The organism is Methanohalophilus sp. DAL1, from assembly GCF_001683555.1.
GTDB lineage: Archaea > Halobacteriota > Methanosarcinia > Methanosarcinales > Methanosarcinaceae > Methanohalophilus > Methanohalophilus euhalobius.
The window spans coordinates 66,959-92,309 of sequence record NZ_MAFX01000033.1 but is presented as its reverse complement, the minus strand read 5'-3'; the positions used below and the strand labels follow the sequence as shown (position 1 = coordinate 92,309).

28 protein-coding genes and 3 tRNA genes are annotated in these 25,351 nt (G+C 40.4%); 17 read left to right on the top strand and 14 right to left on the bottom strand.

What is annotated here, in order from left to right; all coding sequences use genetic code 11:
* Window positions 1–112: 112 nt before the first annotated feature.
* The 4 genes from A9957_RS07205 to A9957_RS10590 all read right to left on the bottom strand — a co-directional run bounded on the left by A9957_RS07205 (window position 113) and on the right by A9957_RS10590 (window position 1,250).
* Window positions 113–388 carry a DUF1699 family protein gene (locus A9957_RS07205; protein ID WP_096711683.1) on the bottom strand — a complete coding sequence of 92 codons (276 nt, stop codon included), beginning with the start codon at window positions 386–388 and terminating at the stop codon, window positions 113–115.
* A 167-nt stretch (window positions 389–555) separates the two neighbouring features.
* Window positions 556–633 (bottom strand) — tRNA-Arg (locus tag A9957_RS07200).
* Window positions 634–703: 70 nt separating this feature from the next.
* Entirely contained in the window at window positions 704–1,096 is a 393-nt protein-coding gene (gene tsaA / locus A9957_RS07195; protein WP_292343676.1) for a tRNA (N6-threonylcarbamoyladenosine(37)-N6)-methyltransferase TrmO, read from the bottom strand.
* A 76-nt stretch (window positions 1,097–1,172) separates the two neighbouring features.
* The gene (locus A9957_RS10590; protein WP_096711911.1) at window positions 1,173–1,250 is read right to left on the bottom strand and encodes a 4Fe-4S binding protein; all 78 of its coding nucleotides are present in this window, start codon (window positions 1,248–1,250) and stop codon (window positions 1,173–1,175) included.
* A 181-nt stretch (window positions 1,251–1,431) separates the two neighbouring features.
* Between A9957_RS10590 and A9957_RS07190 the strand changes: the two genes are divergently transcribed.
* The 4 genes from A9957_RS07190 (at window position 1,432) to A9957_RS07175 (ending at window position 5,204) form a co-directional block, all read left to right on the top strand.
* Window positions 1,432–2,478 carry a radical SAM protein gene (locus A9957_RS07190; RefSeq protein WP_096711912.1) on the top strand — a complete coding sequence of 349 codons (1,047 nt, stop codon included), beginning with the start codon at window positions 1,432–1,434 and terminating at the stop codon, window positions 2,476–2,478.
* A 204-nt stretch (window positions 2,479–2,682) separates the two neighbouring features.
* A complete protein-coding gene (locus A9957_RS07185; RefSeq protein WP_181079131.1) occupies window positions 2,683–2,994 on the top strand; it encodes a DUF2551 domain-containing protein in 312 nt (103 codons plus the stop codon).
* Window positions 2,995–3,038: 44 nt separating this feature from the next.
* Window positions 3,039–3,905: a polyprenyl diphosphate synthase gene (gene uppS, locus A9957_RS07180; protein WP_292343675.1), complete on the top strand. Its 867-nt coding sequence runs from the start codon at window positions 3,039–3,041 to the stop codon at window positions 3,903–3,905.
* Window positions 3,906–4,208: 303 nt separating this feature from the next.
* Window positions 4,209–5,204, top strand: a complete 996-nt coding sequence (locus tag A9957_RS07175; protein WP_128754195.1) for a site-specific DNA-methyltransferase — start codon at window positions 4,209–4,211, stop codon at window positions 5,202–5,204.
* Window positions 5,205–5,245: 41 nt separating this feature from the next.
* Here A9957_RS07175 and A9957_RS07170 read toward each other — a convergent pair whose 3' ends face one another.
* From A9957_RS07170 to A9957_RS07140, 7 genes are all read right to left on the bottom strand, one after another.
* On the bottom strand, window positions 5,246–6,217 hold the full coding sequence (locus A9957_RS07170; RefSeq protein ID WP_292343674.1) for a hypothetical protein: 972 nt from the start codon (window positions 6,215–6,217) through the stop codon (window positions 5,246–5,248).
* 147 nt (window positions 6,218–6,364) lie between these two features.
* Complete coding sequence (locus A9957_RS07165) at window positions 6,365–6,724, bottom strand: hypothetical protein (RefSeq protein ID WP_096711687.1); 360 nt, start codon at window positions 6,722–6,724, stop codon at window positions 6,365–6,367.
* Between the two features lie 526 nt (window positions 6,725–7,250).
* A tRNA-Leu gene (locus tag A9957_RS07160) sits at window positions 7,251–7,338 on the bottom strand.
* 138 nt (window positions 7,339–7,476) lie between these two features.
* Window positions 7,477–8,277: a DNA-directed RNA polymerase subunit D gene (locus tag A9957_RS07155; RefSeq protein WP_096711688.1), complete on the bottom strand. Its 801-nt coding sequence runs from the start codon at window positions 8,275–8,277 to the stop codon at window positions 7,477–7,479.
* Between the two features lie 51 nt (window positions 8,278–8,328).
* Window positions 8,329–8,709, bottom strand: a complete 381-nt coding sequence (locus A9957_RS07150; protein ID WP_013037689.1) for a 30S ribosomal protein S11 — start codon at window positions 8,707–8,709, stop codon at window positions 8,329–8,331.
* A gap of 14 nt (window positions 8,710–8,723) precedes the next feature.
* A complete protein-coding gene (locus A9957_RS07145; protein WP_105460023.1) occupies window positions 8,724–9,278 on the bottom strand; it encodes a 30S ribosomal protein S4 in 555 nt (184 codons plus the stop codon).
* A 12-nt stretch (window positions 9,279–9,290) separates the two neighbouring features.
* Window positions 9,291–9,737 carry a 30S ribosomal protein S13 gene (locus tag A9957_RS07140; protein WP_105460022.1) on the bottom strand — a complete coding sequence of 149 codons (447 nt, stop codon included), beginning with the start codon at window positions 9,735–9,737 and terminating at the stop codon, window positions 9,291–9,293.
* 301 nt (window positions 9,738–10,038) lie between these two features.
* Here A9957_RS07140 and A9957_RS07135 point away from each other — a divergent pair, with 301 nt between their 5' ends.
* The 4 genes from A9957_RS07135 (at window position 10,039) to A9957_RS07120 (ending at window position 13,410) form a co-directional block, all read left to right on the top strand.
* Window positions 10,039–11,937 (top strand): PAS domain S-box protein, encoded by a 1,899-nt coding sequence (locus A9957_RS07135; protein ID WP_096711690.1) that lies wholly within the window; start codon window positions 10,039–10,041, stop codon window positions 11,935–11,937.
* The gene (locus tag A9957_RS07130; RefSeq protein ID WP_096711691.1) at window positions 11,934–12,185 is read left to right on the top strand and encodes a hypothetical protein; all 252 of its coding nucleotides are present in this window, start codon (window positions 11,934–11,936) and stop codon (window positions 12,183–12,185) included. Before A9957_RS07135 ends, A9957_RS07130 begins: the two co-directional genes overlap by 4 nt.
* The gene (locus tag A9957_RS07125) at window positions 12,185–12,547 is read left to right on the top strand and encodes a hypothetical protein (protein WP_292343672.1); all 363 of its coding nucleotides are present in this window, start codon (window positions 12,185–12,187) and stop codon (window positions 12,545–12,547) included. Before A9957_RS07130 ends, A9957_RS07125 begins: the two co-directional genes overlap by 1 nt.
* 335 nt (window positions 12,548–12,882) lie before the next feature.
* Complete coding sequence (locus tag A9957_RS07120) at window positions 12,883–13,410, top strand: DJ-1/PfpI/YhbO family deglycase/protease (RefSeq protein WP_096711693.1); 528 nt, start codon at window positions 12,883–12,885, stop codon at window positions 13,408–13,410.
* A gap of 39 nt (window positions 13,411–13,449) precedes the next feature.
* Here A9957_RS07120 and A9957_RS07115 read toward each other — a convergent pair.
* Window positions 13,450–13,534, bottom strand: a tRNA-Ser gene (locus tag A9957_RS07115).
* Window positions 13,535–13,597: 63 nt separating this feature from the next.
* Window positions 13,598–14,323: a peptidylprolyl isomerase gene (locus A9957_RS07110; protein WP_096711694.1), complete on the bottom strand. Its 726-nt coding sequence runs from the start codon at window positions 14,321–14,323 to the stop codon at window positions 13,598–13,600.
* A gap of 273 nt (window positions 14,324–14,596) precedes the next feature.
* Here A9957_RS07110 and A9957_RS07105 point away from each other — a divergent pair, with 273 nt between their 5' ends.
* The gene (locus tag A9957_RS07105; protein ID WP_123151341.1) at window positions 14,597–14,767 is read left to right on the top strand and encodes a HAMP domain-containing histidine kinase; all 171 of its coding nucleotides are present in this window, start codon (window positions 14,597–14,599) and stop codon (window positions 14,765–14,767) included.
* A 17-nt stretch (window positions 14,768–14,784) separates the two neighbouring features.
* Window positions 14,785–14,994, top strand: coding sequence for an ATP-binding protein (locus A9957_RS07100; RefSeq protein ID WP_096711695.1), 210 nt, complete (start codon window positions 14,785–14,787; stop codon window positions 14,992–14,994).
* Between the two features lie 68 nt (window positions 14,995–15,062).
* Here the strand turns inward: A9957_RS07100 and A9957_RS07095 are convergent, their stop codons facing one another.
* Window positions 15,063–17,777 carry a PAS domain S-box protein gene (locus tag A9957_RS07095; RefSeq protein WP_292343670.1) on the bottom strand — a complete coding sequence of 905 codons (2,715 nt, stop codon included), beginning with the start codon at window positions 17,775–17,777 and terminating at the stop codon, window positions 15,063–15,065.
* 187 nt (window positions 17,778–17,964) lie between these two features.
* Here A9957_RS07095 and A9957_RS07090 point away from each other — a divergent pair, with 187 nt between their 5' ends.
* The 7 genes from A9957_RS07090 (at window position 17,965) to A9957_RS07060 (ending at window position 25,350) form a co-directional block, all read left to right on the top strand.
* Entirely contained in the window at window positions 17,965–19,467 is a 1,503-nt protein-coding gene (locus A9957_RS07090) for a homocysteine biosynthesis protein (RefSeq protein ID WP_292343668.1), read from the top strand.
* Window positions 19,468–19,469: 2 nt separating this feature from the next.
* Window positions 19,470–19,856: a 4Fe-4S dicluster domain-containing protein gene (locus A9957_RS07085; RefSeq protein WP_096711699.1), complete on the top strand. Its 387-nt coding sequence runs from the start codon at window positions 19,470–19,472 to the stop codon at window positions 19,854–19,856.
* A gap of 14 nt (window positions 19,857–19,870) precedes the next feature.
* Window positions 19,871–20,584 carry a UPF0280 family protein gene (locus A9957_RS07080; RefSeq protein ID WP_096711700.1) on the top strand — a complete coding sequence of 238 codons (714 nt, stop codon included), beginning with the start codon at window positions 19,871–19,873 and terminating at the stop codon, window positions 20,582–20,584.
* A gap of 356 nt (window positions 20,585–20,940) precedes the next feature.
* Complete coding sequence (ftsZ, locus tag A9957_RS07075; protein ID WP_096711915.1) at window positions 20,941–22,101, top strand: cell division protein FtsZ; 1,161 nt, start codon at window positions 20,941–20,943, stop codon at window positions 22,099–22,101.
* A 69-nt stretch (window positions 22,102–22,170) separates the two neighbouring features.
* On the top strand, window positions 22,171–23,649 hold the full coding sequence (locus tag A9957_RS07070) for a dihydropteroate synthase-like protein (protein ID WP_292343666.1): 1,479 nt from the start codon (window positions 22,171–22,173) through the stop codon (window positions 23,647–23,649).
* Window positions 23,650–23,660: 11 nt separating this feature from the next.
* The gene (locus A9957_RS07065; RefSeq protein ID WP_128754202.1) at window positions 23,661–24,113 is read left to right on the top strand and encodes a hypothetical protein; all 453 of its coding nucleotides are present in this window, start codon (window positions 23,661–23,663) and stop codon (window positions 24,111–24,113) included.
* A 46-nt stretch (window positions 24,114–24,159) separates the two neighbouring features.
* Window positions 24,160–25,350: an NAD(P)/FAD-dependent oxidoreductase gene (locus tag A9957_RS07060; RefSeq protein ID WP_292343665.1), complete on the top strand. Its 1,191-nt coding sequence runs from the start codon at window positions 24,160–24,162 to the stop codon at window positions 25,348–25,350.
* The last annotated feature ends 1 nt before the right edge of the window (window position 25,351 follow it).

The window sequence follows — 25,351 nt, the reverse complement described above, 5'->3', positions numbered from 1 at the left end:
CAAAAGATAAATAAAAATATCGAGTCAAAATTGTAATAACCCTGTCTGGAAGTTGCAGGTGACAGGGCTAAAGAATATAAAAATTGCAAATAATACTTATAAAAAACTATAATCACTCTTCAGAATCGATTTCCTTATACATTGAGATACCAGTACTTTTCAGGTCACCTTCAAGTAACTCAACATCTTCCATTTCAAGGAATTTAATTGCCACATCTGACAGAGTTTTCCTGTAGGATGAAGGCAATTGCAGAGCCCTTAAACCCTTGCATCTGGTGATAATCTGCATAATATCCGTATTGCTCGGCCTGAAAGAAAGATGTACAACTTCTTCATCTTCTTTAAGAGTTTCAATCTCATATTTGGAATTCAACATCCTTATTCTCATCAACTCACCTCTATGAATTAATCGATATTGCGCAAATACATATAGTATTCTTTGTATAACAATATATAATTCGTACTTCATAGTATTTAATTGCAATAGAGAATAGAAGAATTTACAAACTTAGGTATAAAAAGAAATACAATATAATAAATTACATAATAAGAAAATGGCGGGCGTGAAGGGAGTTGAACCCCTGACTTACAGCTTAGGAGGCTGCCGCCATATCCTGGCTAGGCCACACGCCCGCTTGACACATGCTGAATGTAAAAACAATCATTTATACTTATTGGTAAAACTGAATCCCAGAAAATTCTTTCAGTCAAATTTGATGGTATACGGTTTAATGTCAAGTACAGGAGTGCCATCTATGGCGTCCAGGCCTTCCACTTCCAGGGTTAATCCGTCGACTGAAAGAAGGTTTACCGTTGTTATCCCTATACTATTTGGCCTATGGGGACTGCGGGTGGCAAATACCCCCACCAATTTACCATCGGTTCGACGCTTTTGCTTTAATTTATAGCCTTGACTTTTGTCAAACTGAAACAATATCTGGATTTTCTTAAATTCATCAACTCCATCCAGGGCTTCTGCAAAATCAGGATAGATTTCAATAAAGGAAATTGATGAATACATTTTTTCATCAAATACAGGTTCCTTAAAGGTACTTTTCACATAACCAACAGATTCCGGAAAACATATGTTTTTCATGTCTCAATCATACCTGCTATCAAATAAAAATATAACGGAAACATTTTTGAGATTTACCTGCAGGATTTATGGCTGCTTAATCCATCAACAAAAGAGCCTTATTTGGACAATGAGAAACACATTGCTCACAAGCATTACACTTTTGTATGTCTATTTGAACGCATCCGGAACTATAAAATTTGCATTCTCAATGCAAATAGATATACATTTTCTACAGCCTTTGCAGCCGAATACGGCTACATGTGACCCAGGTACCATGAAATGATGACTGATTTCATATTAGTTAATCGATGGGTAAAGAAAAAGTTATATACTTATATATTCATGCAAAAGCAATGGCAAATATCCAGCAAGCAGAAGCAGGCTCTTTTTACAGTTATCTTTCAACCGGTTGCAAAATGTGCCGCGATGGTGCAAAAATGGTATTGTACATAACCGGTCGTTGCGGTAAGAATTGTTTCTATTGTCCGCTATCAGAAGAGAGAAAAGGCGATGCCGCATATGCCAATGAAAGGAAAGTGCAATGCGATGATGAAGTAATAGAAGAAAGCATGCGTATGCAGGCCCTGGGAACAGGAATTACGGGTGGTGAACCACTCCTTGAAATGGGAAAGGTCCTGCATTACATCCATCTACTGAAAAGCACATTCGGACAAAAGTACCATATTCATCTCTATACTGCCTTACCCGTAGATGAAAAAGCAATTAATAATCTTGTTGAAGCAGGACTGGACGAGATACGTTTTCACCCTCCTCTGCAGGAATGGGAGAATATTAAAAAAAGTAAATTTAAGACGGCAATTCTCAATTGTAAACAAGCAGAGCTGGAAACAGGAATCGAAGTGCCTGCCATAGAAGGTATTGGAAAGTTTGCTGATTTGTGTGATAACGTTGATTGTTACATCAATTTCAATGAACTGGAATTTACAGATACAAATTACAGGGAATTGCATCGCAGAGGGTACCGGTTAAAGGATGATATATCAAATGCGGTAGCAGGTTCACGAGATAGTGCATTAAAAGTCATAAAACTTTTTAGAAGGGGGCATTTCTGCTCATCTGCATATAAAGACGCTATACAGTTAAGGAAACGTCTTATTAGGATTGCAGAAAATACCTCTCGCTCATTTGACGAAATAACCGATGATGGAACAATCATATTTGGAATAATACATACCAAAAATACTGCTAAAATACTTGAGCAATTGCAGGAATTTGAAGTTCCTGAAGAAATGTATGAAATAAAGGAAAATATAATTGAGATCGCATCCTGGATACTTGAAGATATTGCAGATGATATCCGCGACATTAGTGATAAAATTGAAATTATTGAAAGATACCCTACCTCAGATGGCCTGATTGTGGAAAGCATGCCTGTTTAAAGTGCAAAAATACCCTTGAACTTAAAATAAAACAATATGTTTTTATGTTAAAATGAATAATAAGGGGCAGTTCAAACCTTAAAAGGCAGGCAAACAGGTATCCCGCATCAGAAAAATAAAAGGTCTTGAGATTGTTTCTTTTCTGGGATACATATTACAAGTTAGCATAAATATATATGCAAAAATAACATAGTTTAGATAGAGGTGTTCGTGCTGGAAACCATTGAAAACCGGGTAAGATCAAGGCTGATAAAATATCTTGGCCGGGATGAAACAGGGATACGCAAAGTGGTGCTTAAACTGTTCCTTGACGGCGGGAAATATACCACCAATGATATCTATAAATACCTTCATGAAAAGAATTTTGATATCAGTTACAGGGGAGTTTCAGCTATGGTTGGGCTCATGAACACACGCCTGGGAATCCTGAGTATTGATGTAACCGGCGATCACAATATCTATTTATTAAAAAATGATTACAGGGATATCGTACGTTCAGTACTTGACAATTATTAACATCACCTGTAGCTCTGATAATGATGTGGCGGATATTACCTGAAATGTTGTATAAAGGATATGAATTTTTTCTGGAAAAAAATATCCGTAATTCTAAATTACCGCAGCATATAGCTATTATAATGGATGGAAACCGCAGATATGCCAAAAAACTTGGTAAATTCACCTCATACGGCCATGCCCGGGGAGCCGATATTACTGAAAAAGTCATTGAATGGTCCTATGAAAGCGGCATCAAGGAATTGACAATATATGCTTTTTCTACTGAGAATTTCAACAGGAAAAAAGATGAGAAGAAAAGTATACTAAAACTTATAGGAACCAGACTTGAAGAGATGTGTGTTGATGAAAGGACACATAAAAGACGCCTGAAAGTACGCATAATTGGAGACAGAACCCTTTTGCCAGGGGACCTCTTGCAGAGTATTGATAAAGTCGAGATGGCAACAAAGGACTACGACAGGCTAAAACTTAACATTGCAATTGCTTATGGCGGAAGACAGGATATCATACAGGCCATACGTGAAGTTGCCAGGAAGATAAAAACAGGGAATATCAAAACGGGTGAAATAACTGAAAAAACCATATCCAGACACCTATATCCGGAAGAAAATTCAGCCGTATCAAATGTTGATCTCATAATTCGCACAGGGGGAAATGAAAGGGTTTCGAATTTCCTCCCCTGGCAAGCATGTGGAAATGAATGTGCAGCCTATTTCTGCGCCCCATACTGGCCGGAATTCAGGAAAATTGATTTCCTTCGATCCATCCGTACATACCAGCAGAGACAGGAAGAGAGAAGCAGAACACTTTCCAACAGGACAATGCATTTTATCCATAATATAGAGAGAAAACTGGATGTAAGAGATGTTGATGCTCAACCAAATAAATTACCTGAAAAAAATAGCTAAAATTCATAAAAGGCCGGTATCATCAGAAACCATGACGGGAGGGTGATGAAAGCCGGCCAGCCTTTTTATTGTTAATTGTTCCTAAAGTGGTCCAGTTTTTCATAGCGTTTGGTTCTCTCGATAAGTCCTTTGAAGAATTCATCCATACTTATCACCTCAATAAGAAATAAGAATATAAGCTATTTTAAGGACCTCCAAGCAAGGTGAAAGTAATATAAATGACTCAAAAACAGCCACTTTTTAGACAATATTTATTTATTCTTCCAGATAGGTTATGAAAATACCTGGCGTAAGGAGTTGAAAATGAAGCCCGCTGAAATTTATGGGAATGTATTTTACAATGAGGATTGCATTACAGGAGCTGCAACTCATATCCCCGATGGATCGGTAGATCTGATAATTACCGATCCTCCATATGGGATAAAAGGGGACAAATTACACCAGCATTACAATAGGAATGAAAAATTTGTAATTGATGGATACGTAGAAATCCCGGAAGATAAATATGCAGATTTCAGTCTGACCTGGATTAAAGAAGCAGAAAGAATTCTAAAACCGGGTGGCTCCATCTACATTGTCTCCGGATACACAAATCTCTATCATATCCTCCATGCTCTGTACCAGACAAATCTGGAGGAGATCAATCACATAATATGGAAATACAATTTTGGTGTTTACACAAAAACAAAATACGTATCCTCCCATTATCATATTTTATACTACCAAAAACCCGGCAAAAGGCGCACCTTTAATCTGGAATCAAGATACGGAACCTGTGAAAAAACAGAAGATGGGAGGTCACTGAATTACAGGGACAGGGAAGATGTCTGGATAATTAACAGGGAGTACAAACCCGGCAAAATTAAAAATAAGAATGAATTGCCCTATAAACTCCTGAAGAAAATTATACAATACAGTAGCAATGAAGGCGACCTTGTTTGTGACATGTTCCTGGGCGGATTTTCAACTGCAACCGTTGCAATTGGCCTGAATAGGCGTTGTACTGGCTTTGAAATATCCGAAACGATGTTTAGAGCAAAAACCCGGGAAATTGGACAAAGCAGTGTCATTAAACCTGGATTTATGATCCCGGAATTACGCAAACCTATCATCAAGAATCTGGAAAACCAGGGAAACTCCTGGACTTCACAGGAGGAAGACTACCTATTTACAAGATACAGGGAATTGCGCCAAAGTGGACAAAACAAAAAAGATATTATAGAGATAATTGGCGAAGAATTGGGCAGAGGTAGATGGAGTATCGAGAAAGCAATTAAGAAAATGGAAAAAAAAGATTAAAACAGACATCCACAATAAAACCAATCTGGACTTAACCCGGATCACAATTTAATTCCTGTTGTATAATTAATTGATTTTGACGTAGGAAATACAAAAGAAAACACATTATTTTTTAGCAGAAAAGAATCCAGATTAGTACTATCTTTAAAAATATCGCTTAGAACAATACTCCTGCGAACACCTTTTATTTCGATAAATTTACGCGGGAATGTAGGGGCATGCCAACCTGTAATATGTTCTATCAGTTCAAGCATCGCAAGAATACAGGCTCTTTCTTTTTCAGTAGATGTCCACTGGCATTGATAACCGGAAAGACCCAGATGATAAGACCTAACCTGACCCCTTGAGACATTCAACCCGGTTCCCTTAAGGAGAGGAAACAGCCAGTCGGATAATAAATATTCAAACTTATACGTATCAATTAATTCGAAAGAATCCAGAAATGCCGGTGAACTGAAAAAATTCATCACCCATTCATGAACATTCGACCTGAATCTGTGACGCTGTCCATTTACATAAGAGGAATCCGCAAGCCATACAAGACTTCTGGTCTTTATACCCAGACCCGCTTCTGATTCAAACAGCCAGAGAAGAAAGTGAATGGTACTTAACGGATACTTTCTCCTGTAACTTTGGAGATGGATGCCCCTTAGAAGATTTGGATTCAGTGAACTGGAATGACCTTCAAGGCAGTCCTGACAGCTGGATCCTATTATGTGATGCCCAATGGAGAAGATACATGGATGATATATGTCCAGATCCACAGCAATATATTTTCCTTCAAGCAACTTATTATGGAAATTTTCTACAGTAGATGAAAAACTTAATGTTTCATAGTCATAGACACCAACTATGTCCCATCCAAATTTTGTTTTAAGAAAAGAGGCGCTCAGAAGGGAGTCAAGATCGTTGCCAATAATCATACCCTCAACGTTCTGCGGATTATAGAATGGATAAAAATTTCTAACAATAGTAGAAGGGACATTGCATCCCGTATCCCTCAAAACAGACATATAAATCTCCTTTCCATCATATAAATCAAAAACTTACGCCCATAAATAAATCAATTCTCGATTATTGAATATATAAAGTGAGTTCAAGCACTAATACTTTATCAATTTATTGCCGATTATTGGGAGTTATGCAAAGAAAAGATGAAATCAGGGTGAAAGATTACAAACTTCGGCTGGTTCGCAATAATCCATATTTGCACAAAAATCCGGTTTTAAATCCAGACCTAACAGGAAAGTTCCCATAGAGTTGTTCGATTCAATACCCATCCTGGATTTGATATAGGAATCACTTAACCTTGAGGGTAATGCAACCATAGCTTCTGAAACACAGGAGATATTCTCAACTTCAGGGAAAGGTTTTGCCTGAATTAACATTTCAAGTCCTAAACCCGGTGATTTGAGGGCTTTGAACCTATCATTATAAAACACTATGTTACCCATCACACAGCAATCCTTGCATTTTTCAAGTCGTGCAAGCTCCAGAGGATCACTGATATCTTCACCCACAATTTCATCCCCGTATATGAGTTTCAGATTATTTTCTGGCCAATCATATTCCTGGTTTGTCAGGAAAGAGACAAGAATCTGTGAGCCAAGTGTTTTTTTTACCCCGGTATTATTTTTAATTCCAAGGCTGGCGGAGGATTTCTTTTCATCAGAAACCTCAAGCCCAAAAATATAATACCTGTCAGCCTGATTCAGTAAAAGAGTTTCTTCGATGCCTTTTATTGACTTTAGTGTATTCTCTATTTTACCCCAGATATTCTTTATTGAAATGAATAAATCCCCCTTTGACTATAGAGCGATATTTAATCAACTAATTTTGTAATAACTCAATTCTATTTAACTATTGTGCAAAACGCAGACCTATCAAAACCACACTAAAAGATAAAGGAGGGTTTAAGTTGGCCTGCAGTAAACCCTAAACTTATCGTTAAAATAACACAGTTAAGGAGCGCCTATGTAATATTATGGGAAATAAAAATCAAGAAAGGTGAATATGCAAATGTTTTTAATGGCTTAAAAAAGTATTTGGTGCGAGGGAAGGGATTCGAACCCTCGAACTCCTACGAGACTAGGCCCTCAACCTAGCGCCTTTGGCCTGGCTGGGCAACCCTCGCACGCTGTTGTTTTTCGCCATAAATGGGTCAATGCTATATATACTTTGCCCATATGGATGGCCAACAAAAATTCCAATTATGAACTTTTGCTTCTGCTATTAGATCCTATAAAAGGATAATAGGAAAAGATGTCTCCTATTACAATTCACCCAGGATGTCATCAAGGGTTGAAGCTTTCGTCCTGATAGTATTAACTGCATTCATAATTAACTCTTTTGCACTATATGAACCATCGGATTCAAGAGTAAAAATAAAAGATGTATCATTCTCACGAACCGAGATTGCATCAATCCCACAGACTTCTACACACTGCTTGCAGAGAGAGCAATTCAATAGCCTATCATTCACAACTTCTGCAGATTCCTCACCAAGGGCCAATATATCGCGAGGACAGGCCTCAACACACTTTTCGCAGAGATCACAATCCTCAATTTTGATCACTGGCACATTTTTGTAACCACAGGCAACTCCTGCCTGCCATTTAGCGTGGTCGTGACCGTAACCCATCTTTGCAATCGCTTCAAGGACAAGTTGCTGCCCGCCTTTAAGCTTAACAACAGGGATGTTGGAATCAGCAGCTTTTACTTTAGGATCTGCGGATACAAGGTCCCCTGAATAAACAGTCTTTTCCTCACCCATTGGTGCTTCTACACTCAATGTGAGGGAAACCGTACAGGCCGGACACCCCTCTTCACAGGAACACTCTTCATGAGGAGTAAACTCATCGAAACTTGTCACAAGAGGTACCAGGGCCAGTCTCAAAGCTATCTGTTCATCATAAAGGACTGAAGTATTGTTGTAAATATTGACTTCATCGATTGCGAGAGTGGGGACATCGGCAAGCATAGCCCGCCTCAATCCGTTCGCAAAAGCTGCATCCACATCCGACAAAATAAATCTGGCAGATCTATCAGACAGCTCAAGTATATCGATTTCCATTTTCGGGAACCTCGTGAAATTACAAACCTGTCTATATGTGTTACACTGCAATTAGACGCGCCTGCCGCCTATTGGACGGGTACCGTCATGTGGCACAGGCGTTACATCCTCAATACGTCCAATCCTGATACCTGCACGTGCGAAAGCCCTAATGGCTGCCTGTGCACCTGGACCGGGACTTCTCTGCTTGTTACCACCGGGAGCACGGACACGAATGTGTACACCTTCGACACCTTTATCCCTGAGAGTATCTGCAAGCTGGCCGGCCATCTGCATAGCAGTATAAGGAGAACTTTCATCCCTTGCAGCTTTGACTACCATCCCACCGGATGATTTTGCTATTGTTTCAGCACCGGTTATATCGGTAACTGTGATTATAGTATTGTTAAATGAACATTTGATGTGAGCAACAGCCCATATTCCATTTGCCATAATTCAAACCTCCTTCATTCCTCCACAAGGGAAGATGCAACCTGAGCGGGTCTTTCCGGGTGTGACTCGGTTGTCATAGGTGATGTATCGTAGTAATCGATCATCATCTCATCCTGCTTAGACACCAGCATACCAGGAACTGTCAACTTCTTACCACCAATTGCAATATGACCATGGGTAATAAACTGTCTTGCCTGCTTGGGGGTTCTGGCCAAACCAAGTCTGTGGACAAGGGTCTGAAGCCTTCTTTCAAGGATAGCTTCTGTGTTTAATGCCAGAATGTCATCAATCTCGGCATCGCCTTTGATCATGGAATAACGAATTAATTTAGATAGAATCTGGTCTGCTTCAGTCTTTGCATGACCGGTAAGTTCAGCTTCTGCAGAATCAGCCAGTAATCTACGGGCATCTGCCCTGTAACGTCTGAGAATACTGTGTGCCTTCCAGAGTTCTTTTTTATTCCTGAGGCCGTATTTTTTAATCAGGTCAACCTCATTTGCCATACGGGAAGCTTGCCAGGGGTGCTTCGGGGTGTCATAACTTTTTCTTTTCTTTCCGGGATAAACCATATCAAATCACCTTCATCTTGTTTTGCTGACACCTATTGTGGACCCACCGCGTCCTGCGGATTTGGTTCTCTGTCCACGTACCTTCAAACCTCTTTCATGGCGTATACCACGATAGGCACGAATCTTTTTGAGATCGTTCAAATCTTCCCTTATGGTCAGGTCAATATCCTGTCCGAGAAGATGTTTATTTTCGCCTGTCAACAAGTCCTTTTGCCTATTAAGCATCCACACAGGAAGATGGTTTTCAAATGTTTCGATAGCTTCATTAAGCCTGGCAATACCCTCATCAGAAAGATAACCAATGGTTTCTGATGGATCTACTTCTGCACTTTCTGCAACAAGTCTCGCAGTCCTTCTGCCAATCCCCTTGATACCAGTGAGTGCATAAAGGACCTTCTGCTTACCCTGCAAGTCAGTATTCATTATACGTACAAGATGTCTTATTTCTTCGTCTGCCATTATTAACCTCCTTAAGGACACATTCTTGCGTCCCGTAGCCCTGGAACTAAGGTCCAGCACTGCCCTTTTACAGGCTGTGTAAAAACCTATGATACAGACTTACTCGGCCCACTATGACTTTCTCTTATATAATGTTAATGTCTGAAATAAGATCAGGTCGATGTTAAACAGCATATGTGCCAATACCTTTCATATAAAAATAAGTTGTGATCAAAAATAGTAGATATCTGTTTATTATAAGTAATAATTATAAATAAAAACCAAACAGATTATTTGTATATATAATGAGGAACCGATAGCCATGACCACTGAAAAATATACTGATGCTAAATTTGAAAATTTTTGTGGCCTTCAGATATTGGAATGTCTTGACAGTTTTTACGATATCCTGGCATCTTCAGAGAATACGGATAAGCTGATGAAAGATATTACAGAACTCCTGACAGGTAACAGTGGAGAAAATCAGTATTTCGCACGCATAACTTTTGAAGATAAAATATTCACAAGCACCAGCTTCCTTGAAACGGACCTTAAACTTGAAAACAACATCAACATCAATGGAAATACAAAAGGCAAACTGGAGTATTACAAAAACAAATCCTCAAAGGACACAGACTTCCTGGATGAAGAAAAAAAACTGATGGAATTGATGACAAAAAGCCTAAGCAAGGCTATAAAGAGCAGGAATGCGGAAGACAAACTAACCCATTCTGAAAAAAAGTTCCATACTATTTTTGACAACGCAGCTGATGCAATTTTCATCCATGATCTGAAGGGCAATTTTCTGGAGATAAATCAAATTGCCTGCAAAAGACTTGGATACACCAGAGGAAAATTACTAAACCTGACACCCATGGATATTGATAGTCAAACAAATGCCAAAGAAGTACCCGAAATGATTGAACAAATCCTGAAAAACGGTTCATTGATATTTGAAACAATCCATCTGACCAAAGACGGCAAAAAAATTCCCACGGAAATTAGCAGCAAAGTCATTGATTATCGTGAAGAAAAAGTAATACTCAGTATTGCACGGGACATCTCCAAAAGGAAAGAAGCGGAAGAACAGATTGGAAAACTACAACATCGCCTACAGAATGCAATGCGGGAAGGTAACCTTAGCTGGTGGGAAATGGAAATTCCTGGTGGCAAAGTAAACTTTGATCCCGGTAAAGTTACCAGACTGGGATATTCCCTGGATGAATTTAAAGATGCGCATTATACTGATTTCATTAAACTGCTGCATCCCCGGGACAAAGAAATTGCAATGGAAGCAATGCGCTGTCATATGGAAGGAATATGCCCTACCTATGAAGTGGACTACCGAATAAAAACAAAAGATGGTAAATGGAAATGGTATCACGACAGGGGTGCAATTACAGAAAGGGACAAACAAGGGAATCCGGTTATTGTAAGTGGTATTGTAGTGGACATCACAAAACGTAAACATGCAGAACTTGAGATGGAAAATGCAAAAATCGAAGCTGAAACTGCCAACCGCACAAAAAGTGAATTCCTTGCGACAATGAGTCATGAATTGCGCACCCCACTTAATTCCATAATCGGATTTTCGGATATACTACTGGATCAGGTTTTTGGGGAACTGAACGAAGAACAAACCAAGTATGTGGGAAATGTGCTTAAAAGTGGCAAACATTTGCTCGAGCTCATTAACAGCATCCTTGACATATCGAAGGTAGAAGCAGGAAAAATTGAACTCCATTACGAGATGTTCTATTTGGATGATGTTTTCAGAGAAGTTAAAACAATCATTTCACCACAGGCAGCCAAGAAATCCATAAACCTACAGATAGACCCAGCCGAAAACATTCCAAAAATAAGAGCAGATAAAGGAAAGATTAAGCAGATTCTTTATAACCTGCTAAGTAATGCGATAAAATTTACCCCGGAGGGAGGCAACGTGAGAATTATTCCTTCCACATCTGAAGACATGGTGCATGTAGCTGTAGAGGATACAGGCATAGGCATTGCTGAAAGTGATCGGGACAAATTGTTCAAACCCTTTGTCCAGCTTGATTCCACGTCAAATAGGGAATATGAAGGTACGGGGCTTGGGCTTGCACTTATAAATAAGTTCATAGAACTTCACAGCGGATCACTTGAAGTGGAAAGTGAAGAAGGAAAAGGCAGCACATTTACTTTTTCCATACCTGTTGATCCTCCGGAAAAAACGAATTGATACCGGAAGACAAAGTTGAAAAGAAACTGCCTGAACCGAAAGTTGACGAGGAAAGCTTTGTCGCTACACCTCACAATCCTAAAGGAGATGATCCATTAGTGGTGGTTGCTGAAGATGATCCAAAATCAAGAGAACTTATGCTTGCGATGCTGAGTTCGAAAGGATACCATGCAATCGGAGTGGAAAGAGGAGATCAGGTAATAAAAATATCAAGGAACTCAAACCACTTGCCTTCACCCTTGATATAATGATGCCCGGTCAGGACGGCTGGAACGTACTTGATAAACTCAAAAAGGACAGCCATACACGGGACATACCTGTTATCATAACATCTATACTGGACAAGGGCAAAATCGACAGCATGTGGGCAGTTGAAGATTATTTTGTTAAACCTCTTGACAAAACCGATCTTATCGAAACACTTGAAAGAGTCAGGAAAAGCATGAAACCAGAAGAGACAACGATTCTTGTGATAGATGATGAGGAAAAAGATAGAGAACTTATCCATTCCATACTGGATTCGGAAGGTTTCGGGATACTGGATGCTTCCGGAGGAAAAGAAGCAATAGAAATTATCCAAAAAAAGCAACCTGACATTAGTACTGTTTGACCTGATGATGCCAGAATTCAGTGGCTATGATGTTATTGAATATATCCAAAACCATGATCCTATTTCGAAGAGTCCATTATTGTCTGTACTGCACAGGAACTTACCAACAAAAGCAGAAAAATGCTTGATGATAATGTTGCCTGCATTATGCATAAAGGAATGTTCCGGCGCCAGGAACTCGTACAACTGATTAATAATCTCAAACATAGAGATAATTAATTCGCCAGATTTGCAGAAACCAGAACTAACTGAGAAGTCGAGGATATTTGTTGCATTGGTATTGTAATCGGTAATACCAAATAGGATACAGCAGATATCGTAATACGGTGATCGATATGGATAATAAAAAGAAAATATTAATGGTAATCGCCCAGAAAAATTTCCGTGATGAAGAATTCCTTCAACCCAGAGAGATCTTTGAAAATGCGGGATTTGATATAACCGTTGCAACAAATCAAAATAAAGTTGCCAAAGGTATGCTTGGAGGTAAAGTCAAACCCGACACGACCATTTCCTCTGAAAAGGCCGATAGTTATGATGCCATTGTCATTTCAGGAGGCGGGGGGGCAAAGCAATATCTATGGGATAACAAGGAACTGCACGAAATTGTCCAGGATGCCTACAAACAGGACAAATTGATCGCTGCTATCTGTGTATCACCGGTAGTGCTGGCAAAAGCAGGAATACTGAAAGGTAAAAAGAGCACCGTATTCAGCGATCCGGAAAGTGTAAAACAGATCAAAAGGGGAGGAGCTGACTATAAGGACAAAGAGGTTATCAGAGATGGCCATATAATCACTGCCAGAGATCCAAAAGCTGCTCGCTCATTCGGCAAAACTGTCACGGAATTCCTGAAAGAATAATCTACCTTCCTTTTTTTGATTGTTAAAAAAATAAAAAGACGCTGAGGGGGAGATTCGAACTCCCGGGGCGCAGAGCACCACCGGTTTTCAAGACCGGCGCCGTAGGCCGCTTGGCTACCTCAGCACAATGAAAAACAATCACAAGCATCGGGTGAACAGCGCTTATGATATAAAAGATTGGCGAAGATTACTCTTCACCTGATTCATAATCTTCGCTTTCTGCTTCTTCCTCTTCTGCAGATGCAGGGGATCCTACCGGATAAGTCTCGACAAATTTGACTTGTTCCATTCCGATGTTTTCGATTATCTCAGAAGCAATCCTGTTCTTTGACATGAGCCAGCGCTGGTTGAAACTCAGTGCAACAGGGATGTTGATAATGGCAGTCTTATCCTCAACTTCAACTTCGATTTCTGGTACACCTGTGTAAAGAGAAAGCAAACCATTTATTTTGTCAACATCACCTTCGAGTTTCTCATCAATAGTGTATTCATAGGTTACTTCTTTGCCTGCAAGGGGATGATTGAAGTCAACACGTGCACGTCTTCCGATGACCTTGGTGACCACACCACGTTTTCCTTCTATTTCTACACCCATCCCAGGAGTTGCTTTACGGTCCTCGAACTTATTCAGGGAAATGGTCTCGACCTGCTTGGGGTCATGTTCTCCAAATCCTTTTTCAGGAGGAATGACAAGTTCTCCCTTGTATCCAACATCCTTGCCAACAAAATCCTCGTCAAGCCCTTTAATGGTATGACCGGCACCTACAACTACCACATCACCGCCATATACTCCACGTGGATTGAATATCTGGTTTTCCTTGGCCAGTTCCTCATCGGTAGTGTCAAAAATCAGACCGCCTTCGAATTTACCAGTATATGATACTTTTATGAAATCTCCGTTCTCGATTGCCAATATAATCAACTCTGAATTTAGCTTTTAATATGATATGTTAAAGGTCTGTCCCGTATAGCCTTCTGCCTTTATATAACTTTTTGGAAACTAGACGACAGGATGGACGGGTAATACGACTATATGGGTCATTTATGCAAGAATATTGCAACAAAACATACTATATATATTTCACTCATAAAGATGGCGAAAAAGACATACATTGAAAATAAAAATAATATAACCATTATAATATGTGTGGACTAGGTTGATGTTGGTGAAATCATAACGGATGCTATGGATAAAATGAAAGTCCACACAGAAGGAAAAGATGTCGATATAGGCATTGATATTCAAATTAAATCATCCCTTCTCTATGGCGACAGGAACTGGTTAACATACGTTTTCCTGAATATACTGGACAATGCCTCAAAATTCACACAGGATCCGGTAGAAAAATTACCCTGAAAGAGGAAGAAGAATATATGCACATAAAGATAAAGGATAATGGTATAGGCATACCAAAAGAAAAACTTCCGCGTATTTTTGACATATTTTACCAGATAGCTGGGTCCACAACCCGCATCTATAATGGTGTTGGCCTGGGATTCCATATATGCAAAAGGGTAATCATATTCATAACGGAAGTATATAGGCAAGGAGTATGGAAAGATTGGGTACTACAGTTTATGTGAAATTACCCAAAACATGAATTTCTATTGTGTTCAGGGTCTTTTTTTATATATGCCCAGAAAACACTACCCTACCCTTGTGGGTTATCTTCCACTCCAACACTGCCACCATGCAAATCTACAATTCTTTTTACTATTGCAAGTCCAAGACCTGTACCCTTTATGCTTCCTTTTTGTGCCCTGTTAAACCTGTTAAATATGTATGTTTTATCATCATCAGCAATCCCAGACCCCCTATCCTTAATCATTACTTTAAATGAAGAGTCGTTTTCCTGCACCCCTATATGAATTGAACTTTCCGAAGGGCTATATTTGATTGCATTTGAAAGCAGATTGATAAAAACCTCCTTGATTATAGGATTGGCTTTTAGAGGATATGGCTGTTGCAGATCGTGTATTATATCCATATTTTTATTTTCAGCCAGAGGGACCATCTCTGAAATGCAGGAAGTTAATATTCGACCCAGGTCCATCTTTTGCAGCTCAAGGGTTTCAGTAGATTCAAGTTTGGACAGATAAGCTGCGTTTTCGATCATATCGATCAAGCGTTCTGTGTTATCCCTGATCTTTGATAAAAAATGAATCTTTTTTTCTTCCTTTTCTTTCTTAATGAGTACGTCTGTAAAACCTTTCACGATATTTGCAGGATTTAAAAGATCATGGCGCATTATATCGGTAAAAAGGTCCTTCATTTCATTAGATTTCTCCAATTGACCTGCATAGTTTTTAAGAGCGATTTCAGCCTGTTTTCTTCTTGTAATGTCCTGTGCAGTAAAGATTACCTTTTGAGGAGAATCACTCAAACCAAGTGGCTGAGAATTGAACTGTATACAGATGTGTTTTTTATTGCATACCCAGTGTAATTCTGTAGAAAATTGTATTTCATGGATATCTGGCCCTAAGTCGCTATCAAGATACCTCGAAGATTCTTCAGTGCATATAGAAAATAGAGATTTACCTACAATATTTTCTCTAGGAATGCCAGTAATTTCGGCCATACCTTTATTAAGGTCAATCAATTCCAGATCTTTATTGAGCACACCGATACCTATAGGAGCATTGTCATAGAGAGCAGAGACCCAGGAATTGGCAGTTTGGAGTTCAGAGGTACGTTGATCCACAATTTCTCCCAGATGTTTGCGATAATTTTCCAGTTCCAGTTCTGAACTTTTACGTTCAGTAATATCTCGTACTATACTGAGCATGATACTATTTTCTTTATCAAGTACAGAAGAACTGATCTCAACATCAATAACTGAATCATTCATATGTTTAATTTTCGATTCAAAACGTGTAGATCCTTCATTCAATGTTTTTTGGATTGCTGATTGGGACTGTGCCATATATTCAGATTCATGAGGATAAAGATCAGCAATTTTCATAGATAAGATATCAGAATGAGAACAGCCAATTATTTTGCAGGCACTTCTATTGGCATCTATTATTGTACCCTCAGAAGAGTGGATTAAGATAGCATCATTTGATCTGTCAAAAAGAGAACGGTAAAGGTGCATTGTATTATCAAGCATCATATAGGTCTTACCACGTTCCTTTGCATTGAATATGGAATCAAACAATATCCTGAGGAGACCATCACTATAGGATGGCCAATTTTTGTTTTTTGTGGCCGAAACTACACCGATAAATCCTACTAACTGATTTTCGACATGTACAGGCATAATCTGAGCCGATTCAATATCCAATGTTGTCAAGAGTCCTTTCAGATTTTTTTCAGAATCTGGAAGTTGCTCTATAGAATTCACGTAATAGGGCTCATTTTTCTGGAATTTCTCAATTACAGTCGGGAATTGTGCAGTTGACAGTGAGCTTAATTTATCCATTGCCAGTTCGCATCTTCCTTTTAAGGGTGGCACACAAGTGTAATGTGTTAGATGCATATTATTTTCGCTATGGTTTAGTTCATATATAAAAATTGAATCTGCATCAAGAATTTCCCTGATCTTTTCCAGAATTGGTTCTATAAGCAGATCAATATCTTCAAAAAATGGGTCTACCAACTGATTACACGCTCTTGCTAGGAAACGAAACGCATTGGACTGTTTCTGAGAATGGATTTCCGCCTCTTTCCTCCTGTTTATATCATTAGCTATACCATTAATTCCCAAAAAGTTTCCCATTTCATCATATATTGGATCTATACGGTTCTGGAACCAATGCAATTCTTTATTGCCATTCTGGATACGTATCTGTGCTTTAAGGGGTAAATTATCCACTGATTTTATTTTGTTAAATATATTCAACCACTCATCCCTATCACCCAGACATACATAATCTGCAAATGGCCGGGAAAGCATTTGTTCAGGACGCAAACCGTATTCTTGAATGTTGGGTGAAATATAGACAATTTTTCCTTCACTGTTGAGGGAATAGGGAATTTCATTTGTACTGCCCAGAAGGAAATCGTAATCATACCGGACTTTTTTCGCTTCGATCTCTTTATCAATAAATACAGACAAAATTTTTGCAATAAAATCAAGTTTTTGTTTTTCATCAGAAGTGAAAGGTTCGTAATTATTTTTCAATGAAAGATCCTTATAAAATAACTCCAGCCATAACGCATGGCTTTTCTCTTCATTTTTGGGTATATTTGAAGAGGAGATTTGATATTTACCCTGCTTAAAAACAGGAGACTTATAAGAATAAGGACCAAATAATATCCTTGCAGACGCCTTCTCCGGATATCGAAGTATTTGAGGAAGGACTTTTGCAATTTCTTCCATCTTTTGGTCAAATGACATATCCTCTGCCAGGATTTCATAGAACATATTGCCAAATAATGAATTATGTAAGCTAGTACCCCCTTAACATCATACCAACTCCCATTTGCCATATATTTCATCAAATATAATAACTCTTTGATTCACAAAAACAAAAAAAGAATTACATCCAATAACCAGAAGTAATATATAGGTACTCTAATATTACCAAATGATATTAAAAGAGGTAGATTTCATGGTAGAAAAATCCATAGAGGAGATAAACAGGAGAATAAAAGAGGGTAATGTCAATGTTGTGACGGCTGAGGAAATGGCAGGTATAGTAGGAGAACTGGGTGCAAAAGAGGCTGCTAAGGAAGTTGATGTAGTTACCACAGGTACATTTGGAGCAATGTGCTCCTCAGGAGTCTGGCTCAATTTCGGTCATTCAGAACCACCAATGAAAATGAATAAGGTTTTTTTGAATGGCGTGGAAGCCTACTCAGGCGTAGCTGCAGTAGATGCCTTTATAGGCGCAGGACAACTTTCCGAAACTGAAGGTTTCGATTATGGTGGGGCCCATGTAATTGAGGACCTGATACGCGGTAAATCCATTGATCTTCACGCCACATCTTATGGTACCGATTGTTATCCCAGAAAAACACTTGACACTACACTCAACATATATGACCTGAACCAGGCAATCATGATCAACCCCCGTAACGGATATCAGAAATACAATGTTGCTACTAACGGCATAAACAGAACGATTTACACATATATGGGTTCGTTACTTCCCAACTATGGAAATGTAACCTATTCCGGCGCTGGTGTACTATCACCATTATCCAATGATCCTGATTACCAGACAATAGGAGTTGGCACCCCTATCTTCCTTGGTGGGGCAAAAGGACATATTATTGGGGAAGGAACACAGCACAGCCCGGAAACTAATTTTGGTACATTGATGCTTAGGGGTGACCTGAAAGATATGAGTGCCGATTATATTCGTGCGGCAAATTTCCATGAATACGGCACTTCCCTCTACGTTGGGATGGGCATACCTATACCTATCCTGAATGAACAACTTGCACAATCAACCGCAGTTACAGATAAAGATGTAGTGACAAACGTACTGGATTACGGGGTGCCAAGTCGGGACAGGCCTGTTATCAGAAAGGTCAATTATGAAGAACTACGCTCCGGTAGCATCGAAATAAACGGCAAAGATACACCCACCTCCTCTATGTCAAGTTTCAAAAAATCACGTGAGATTGCAGAGGAACTGAAAAAATGGGTCGCAGCTGGAGATTTTTTTGTAAACACCCCCTCCCAGAGACTTCCTGCAAAAGCCACATGCAAACCGATGAGACAAACAACGAGAAACCCTCTGGTACAGGATATAATGGCAAAGGATGTAGTAGTCATCGATGAGAATGCAACTTTCCATGAAGCAGCTAAAATGATCATGGAAAATACTTTTAGCCATTTGCCTGTTGTTTCAGAGGATGGAAAACTGGCAGGTATTGTGACTGCATGGGACATATCCAAAGCTGTTGCTGAAACGGGATGTAATTATGTGAAGGATATAATGACAAAAAAGGTCCTCACCTCCAATGCCACCGATCCCATAGATATTGCAGCACGCAATCTGGACATGAAAGAAGTATCAGCAATGCCTGTGATAGATAAGGACAGATATGTAATCGGTATAATCACGAGTAATGATATCAGCAAACTGTTTGCCAGGAGGCGGTGAGGATGATGATAAAGATCAGCATTTCGTCCAATGTCATAGGTGAGCCCATACTTGCAGAATCAATAATTGAAACCAGAACTGCCCTGAACATTTCGCAGGCACATTTCGATTCCACATACGGAGAGATAATTGCCGAGGTAGAAACTGATGATTTCAAGGCTATAAGAAAAGCACTGGAATCAAAGGGTGCTGAAGTAACAGTTCTAGACCATCCGATAGTCAGGGATGAGGAAGAATGTGTAGAATGTGGAGCCTGTATATCGGTTTGTCCCGGACATGTATTTTCCTTTGATGAGGAATGGGGTATTGTCCAGGACATAGAAAAATGTATACAGTGTGGCACCTGTATCAAAATGTGTCCGCATCGGGCCCTGAGCCTTGAGAAATAATTATCTTGCAAAACATGAAAGAACATTATCGTCTCAAGGAAACTATAGTTAGCATCCATGCAGATGATGTCAGCCATGTGGAAGCAGCCAAAGAAGCTATTGGCTTCCACAGGTCACTGCTTGAGAATTATATTCGAAGGGACCCTTATTTTCAGATTACACTGGAACCCCATTCATGCCCCAAAGATGCTCCTGAAATAGTCAGAAGAATGACAGATGCTTCATCTACAATGGGACTTGGTCCTATGAGTGCCGTGGCAGGCACGATTGCTTCACTTGCTGTTGAAGCAATGGTAGATGCAGGAGCAAGTTTTGCACTGGTCGATAATGGAGGAGACATAGCCTATGTAACAGACCGGCAGATTGTCGTAGGTATATATGCAGGAGAATCCGCCGTAAAGGATATTGGTTTTGTGCTTGAACCAGTTGACAATGTGACAGGTGTATGCACGTCATCGGGTACTGTCGGTCCATCGATTAGTTTTGGGATGGCAGATGCTGCAGTTGTTTTTTCCGAAGATGTATCCCTTGCTGACTCTGCTGCAACCGCTCTTTCAAATGCAACCGATCCTGGCAGGGAAGCTGTGGAAAAAGCATTTAAAGTTTTAGAAGGGATTGAGAGTATAAATGGTGCCCTTGTTGTTCAGGGTGAATATGTTGGTATGTGGGGAAACCTACCCAGGTTTAAAAAAACCCGTGTAAATTACGATTGTATCACAAAAGGGTGATATAAATGAATACCCTTATATACAACTATTTATAAATAATGAATCAGACAAAATGTAAGGATTCAGTCAGACCAAAAGTGGATGCTTGGCCGCTGAAAGTCGGACTTTATTCAAGCAAGTGTCGAACGCCTCAGGGCTACAATAACGAAAAAGATACAGTTCAATTTCCAAAGAACAGTTGGTACTGATCATTCACATGTAGCTTGGCGAAATCCCCGTCCGTAATTGAAATATGCGGACGGCATGAGAGAATAAATCGGAGATAGAGGTAAAGGTTTCTTCGCATATCGGGGATGCTGGATACCTTGTCATTACTTAGGAGATCGTAAAATCACGAATCATCAGAGGGGATGAATGTGCAGTCCATAGTGCAAGATGCATTGAAACTATCAGAACAGGAAAGAGAGTATCGCCAGAACTTTGAAGATGAAGAAGATTTTGAATTCGGGCTTCCCAGGATAACCATTGTTGGTTGCGGAGGCGCCGGAAACAACACCGTCAACCGTCTGTATAATATCGGTATCGAAGGTGCCGAAACTATTGCAATAAATACGGACAAACAACATCTTGATCACATACGTGCTGACAAGAAGATCCTTGTGGGTAAAACCTTAACTCGTGGACTTGGTGCGGGTGGCTTCCCGGAAGTCGGTGCCAAAGCAGCAGATCTTGCCCGTGGAACCCTTGAAGAAGTATTCAAGGAAAGTGACCTTGTTTTTGTAACTGCAGGTATGGGAGGAGGTACCGGTACCGGTGTTGCCCCCGTTGTGGCTGACATAGCAAAGGAACAGGGAGCAATTGTAGTAGGCATGGTCTCCAGTCCTTTCAGGGTAGAAAGGGCACGTGCTGTAAAAGCTGAAGAGGGAATAGAGGATTTCCGCCACGCAGCAGATACTGTTATTGTACTTGACAACAACAGGCTTCTCAACTATGTACCAAACCTCCCTATAGAGCAGGCATTTTCAGTAATGGACCAGCTAATCGCTGAAACCGTAAAGGGAATCACTGAAACGATCACACAACCATCTCTTATCAATCTGGACTATGCAGACATCCGTGCTATTATGGGATGTGGTGGCGTGGCCGTAATGCTTGTCGGGGAAAGTAAGAATCAGGATAAGAGTGAAGATGTAGTCAGGGCAGCTTTGAATCACCCACTTCTTGATGTCGATTACCGCGGCGCCACGGGTAGCCTTGTACATATTACCGGAGGACCGGATCTAAGTCTCAAGGAAGCTGAAGAAGTTGCAGCATCCCTGACATATGAATTGTCCTCAAATGCAAATGTAATCTGGGGAGCCAGAATTCGCGATGACTATGAAGGAAAGATTCGTGTAATGGCCATTATGACCGGAGTGCAGTCAGCACAGGTACTTGGACCTCAATATCAGGCCGATATTGTGGAAAAGAATACCGAATCACGTTATAAAAAGGTTCCAAACGGAAGCCGTCAGGTAGTCGAACCAATGAATCGATCTTCTGACAATGGCGGTTCTATTATAGACATAATTAATTAAAATCTGGAAAGATGCCTCAAAAGCATCTTTCACAGATACTTATTTTTAATATCCAACCGATTATTCCCCATGAAAATTCTTGTAGCTACAGGTCAGCTGGCGGAAAACACAGTTCGTCATGCGGTTGGTTCTGAGACAAGTGTACTTATTGTGGATACGGAAATAGCTGCTTTCATTACCCCACAAAGGTTAATTCATTCCTATGAAAACAATAATTTTAAATCCGGGCAATTTGATATGATCCTTATTCCTGGTCTTGTCCCCGGTGATTTCACAGAAGTTGCAAACAAAATGGGCTGCCCTGTCTACTTAGGTCCGAAACACGCCTATGACCTGGGTTACGCAATACGGTTTGCCGGAGATGTGCAATTTTCAGATAAAATCCCTGCATGTGAATTACTCAAAGATATACGCCAACAGGAAGCATACAAAAAATTGAACCAGATGGAAAAGAGTGCTTTTGCTCCTTTAATATTCAATGGTACGAAAATAGGGGGCAATTCCCAAATGAAAGTCATGGGCGAAATCGTTGATGCGGGAAATATGGATTGTGACCTTCTTCAGAGTAAAGTGGCAGAATTCACCCGTAAAGGTGTTGATATCATCGATCTGGGCATGGCCATTGATACACCCACTGAAAGTGTCCATGAGGCCATTTTCAATGCAAGAAAAATGACCGGACTGCCACTAAGTGTGGATACCCTGGACCCTGCCCATATATGTAGTGCAATTGAAGCCGGTATTGATATCGTCCTCAGCCTCAATGATACAAATATTGATGAGCTGGGAGACGAGATCGCTGCAAAGGGATGTGCTGTTGTGATTATCCCGGGCAGTGGCAATAAATATGATACATTGATGCAGAATATCAAACGAGCAAAGGAATTCGGAATTGAAAACATAATTGCAGACCCTGTGCTTGATCCAATTGGCCACGGATTTACATCTTCTGTAGAAAGGTACAGAAAATTCCGTGATACTTACCCGGACATCCCTCTTTTCTTTGGAGCTGGCAATGTTACTGAACTCATGGATGCTGATTCAATAGGTATAAATGCAACACTGTGCGGAATAGCACATGAGGTCGGCGCAGCCATTCTTTTCACACCCGAATATAGTGATAAAACCCAGGGTTCCATTGCCGAACTAAAAACAGCCTCTTCAATGATGAAACTGGCAGAGGAAAGGCACAGTTCCCCAAAGGACCTGGGAATTGACATGTTCATGATCAAAGAAAAACGAAAGCGACCGGATATTGATATGCCCGATAATGCAACTGCTGCAAAGAGTAGCCCCAACTGGCAACTGGATCCAGCCGGAGCATTCCATATAGGAATTGCACATATAAATGATGGAAAAAGGTACATCGTCGCAGAACATGCAAAGGAAACTATCATCGGTAAAAATGCTGCAGAAATACTGGACATGATAATAGATAAAGGACTTGTCACAAGCCTTGAGCATGCTGGTTATCTTGGAAGGGAACTGGAAAAAGCTGAAATTGCGATTGAATTTGACAGGAGTTATGTACAGGACGATGATTTTTAACAGGTGATATTATGAAACTTGATTCAAAAGATAAAAAGGAAATTGCTGACATATTGGCCGGGAAATACTTTTCGCAGAATGAATGGAAATGGGTAAACCTTGCAAAGGACATGCCCAGAATACAGAAAGCCTATGAAGAAATTAAGGATCAGTATGATTCCTACCCCTACATGAGCAAGGATTGGTATGTAGAAAATTCTTCTACGAAAAGCCTGCACATGTGTAGTCGCTGGGATGAACTCAGGGATATGGTTGATTTTTTGAATGCTTATGTAGAACAATTTGATTTTTTGGTCGGAGCAAACCACAAGATGCTGTGCATAAGTTCTACTGAAGAATTAAGCGACAGACAAAAGACAGCTATCTCCGAGGCCAGGAAACTCAGGTATACTGTTTTTGTATTCATTGCAAGAGTCCCCGATGAAATGGAATTCGAGCTGTCCCAGATAGGGGGCGGCATGTGATTGATGAAATAGGTTTATAAGCAATACCAAAGTAGCAATTATTCCCATGCATCCCGATGAAATATATGATGTGGTAGTTGTCGGAGCTGGTCCGGCGGGCACCACAGCTGCAATGTATGCCGCACAGGGCGGTGCATCCGTTTTACTGGTTGACAGGAAAAAAGACATAGGTGTACCCCTCCAATGCGGCGGGTTTATGCCCCATGCCGATACCCTGCAGGAACTTGTGCCCGATGCACACCTTCCCCACACCCTGCTTGATTATCCGAAAAATTGTGTACATTCCACCAGCACCTATCAGCGTTTTATTGCACCGGATGGCTATTCAAAGGGGTTTGAAGTAAAAGCCGATTCTATTGACAGGAGAAGGTTTGACAGATTCCTGGCATCCCGGGCGGCTGAGGAAGGCGCCGAGTTGATGGTGGGAACCAATGTAACAGATGTTAACGGAAATGCAATTGAAGTAGACGGGGTCTTTGGACCATCGACAATCAGGGGCAAAGTCCTGATAGGTGCAGACGGTCCAAATTCTATTGTTGCAAGAGCCCACGGTATGAAAAGGGGACATGATCCAATGGGAATCGGAACTGCTTTTGAATATGAACTTGCAAACACCGCAGCGGACAGAGATGCCGTAGAGATGTATTTCGGAAAAGACTATGTTCCCGGTGGATATGCCTGGATTATTCCACAGGGAGGAAACACCGCAAACATCGGTGTGGGAATCCGGGAAGTCCTTTTCGAGAAGAATATGTGTGCCCGGGATTATCTGGAAAAGTTCATGTACAAACATCCTATTGCCAGCGATAAACTGCAGGATGCCAGGATACTTTCCGTGGTTTCCGGAGTGGTGCCGGTAGGGGGCGCCCCCGAAAGAACTGTCTCAAACAGTGTAATGCTTGCCGGTGATGCTGCAGGCCAGTTGATCGCTACCAACGGAGGGGGAATTCCCACGGCCATGATAGGGGGAAAACTGGCAGGAGAAACGGCTGGAGAATATATTGCAGGTAAATGCGAACTCTCTATTTATGAAAGGAGATGGAGGGAGCAAATGGGACTGGAGATAAAAACTGCTGTTTATATCCGTAAAATGATGGACAACCTGATGAGATCTGACAGATTGATGTCAAAGGCCATACGGACGATCTCACCACAACACATGAAAGCAATACAGTGTGGCAAACTTCCCGATCCTGTGAAAAAAACACTCACAAAACTGAATTTCGGATTGGGTTAAT

Excerpts from the sequence above, each read along its gene's own strand:
- A9957_RS07205 (WP_096711683.1), bottom strand. The coding sequence starts at position 388 with ATGAGAATAAGGATGTTGAATTCCAAATATGAGATTGAAACTCTTAAA.
- tsaA (WP_292343676.1), bottom strand. The coding sequence starts at position 1,096 with ATGAAAAACATATGTTTTCCGGAATCTGTTGGTTATGTGAAAAGTACC.
- A9957_RS07190 (WP_096711912.1), top strand. The coding sequence starts at position 1,432 with ATGGCAAATATCCAGCAAGCAGAAGCAGGCTCTTTTTACAGTTATCTT.
- uppS (WP_292343675.1), top strand. The coding sequence starts at position 3,039 with ATGTTGTATAAAGGATATGAATTTTTTCTGGAAAAAAATATCCGTAAT.
- A9957_RS07175 (WP_128754195.1), top strand. The coding sequence starts at position 4,209 with ATGAAGCCCGCTGAAATTTATGGGAATGTATTTTACAATGAGGATTGC.
- A9957_RS07170 (WP_292343674.1), bottom strand. The coding sequence starts at position 6,217 with ATGTCTGTTTTGAGGGATACGGGATGCAATGTCCCTTCTACTATTGTT.
- A9957_RS07155 (WP_096711688.1), bottom strand. The coding sequence starts at position 8,277 with ATGGAAATCGATATACTTGAGCTGTCTGATAGATCTGCCAGATTTATT.
- A9957_RS07150 (WP_013037689.1), bottom strand. The coding sequence starts at position 8,709 with ATGGCAAATGGAATATGGGCTGTTGCTCACATCAAATGTTCATTTAAC.
- A9957_RS07145 (WP_105460023.1), bottom strand. The coding sequence starts at position 9,278 with ATGGTTTATCCCGGAAAGAAAAGAAAAAGTTATGACACCCCGAAGCAC.
- A9957_RS07140 (WP_105460022.1), bottom strand. The coding sequence starts at position 9,737 with ATGGCAGACGAAGAAATAAGACATCTTGTACGTATAATGAATACTGAC.
- A9957_RS07135 (WP_096711690.1), top strand. The coding sequence starts at position 10,039 with ATGACCACTGAAAAATATACTGATGCTAAATTTGAAAATTTTTGTGGC.
- A9957_RS07125 (WP_292343672.1), top strand. The coding sequence starts at position 12,185 with ATGATGCCCGGTCAGGACGGCTGGAACGTACTTGATAAACTCAAAAAG.
- A9957_RS07120 (WP_096711693.1), top strand. The coding sequence starts at position 12,883 with ATGGATAATAAAAAGAAAATATTAATGGTAATCGCCCAGAAAAATTTC.
- A9957_RS07105 (WP_123151341.1), top strand. The coding sequence starts at position 14,597 with ATGGATAAAATGAAAGTCCACACAGAAGGAAAAGATGTCGATATAGGC.
- A9957_RS07100 (WP_096711695.1), top strand. The coding sequence starts at position 14,785 with ATGCACATAAAGATAAAGGATAATGGTATAGGCATACCAAAAGAAAAA.
- A9957_RS07095 (WP_292343670.1), bottom strand. The coding sequence starts at position 17,777 with ATGTTCTATGAAATCCTGGCAGAGGATATGTCATTTGACCAAAAGATG.
- A9957_RS07090 (WP_292343668.1), top strand. The coding sequence starts at position 17,965 with ATGGTAGAAAAATCCATAGAGGAGATAAACAGGAGAATAAAAGAGGGT.
- A9957_RS07085 (WP_096711699.1), top strand. The coding sequence starts at position 19,470 with ATGATGATAAAGATCAGCATTTCGTCCAATGTCATAGGTGAGCCCATA.
- A9957_RS07080 (WP_096711700.1), top strand. The coding sequence starts at position 19,871 with ATGAAAGAACATTATCGTCTCAAGGAAACTATAGTTAGCATCCATGCA.
- A9957_RS07070 (WP_292343666.1), top strand. The coding sequence starts at position 22,171 with ATGAAAATTCTTGTAGCTACAGGTCAGCTGGCGGAAAACACAGTTCGT.
- A9957_RS07065 (WP_128754202.1), top strand. The coding sequence starts at position 23,661 with ATGAAACTTGATTCAAAAGATAAAAAGGAAATTGCTGACATATTGGCC.
- A9957_RS07060 (WP_292343665.1), top strand. The coding sequence starts at position 24,160 with ATGCATCCCGATGAAATATATGATGTGGTAGTTGTCGGAGCTGGTCCG.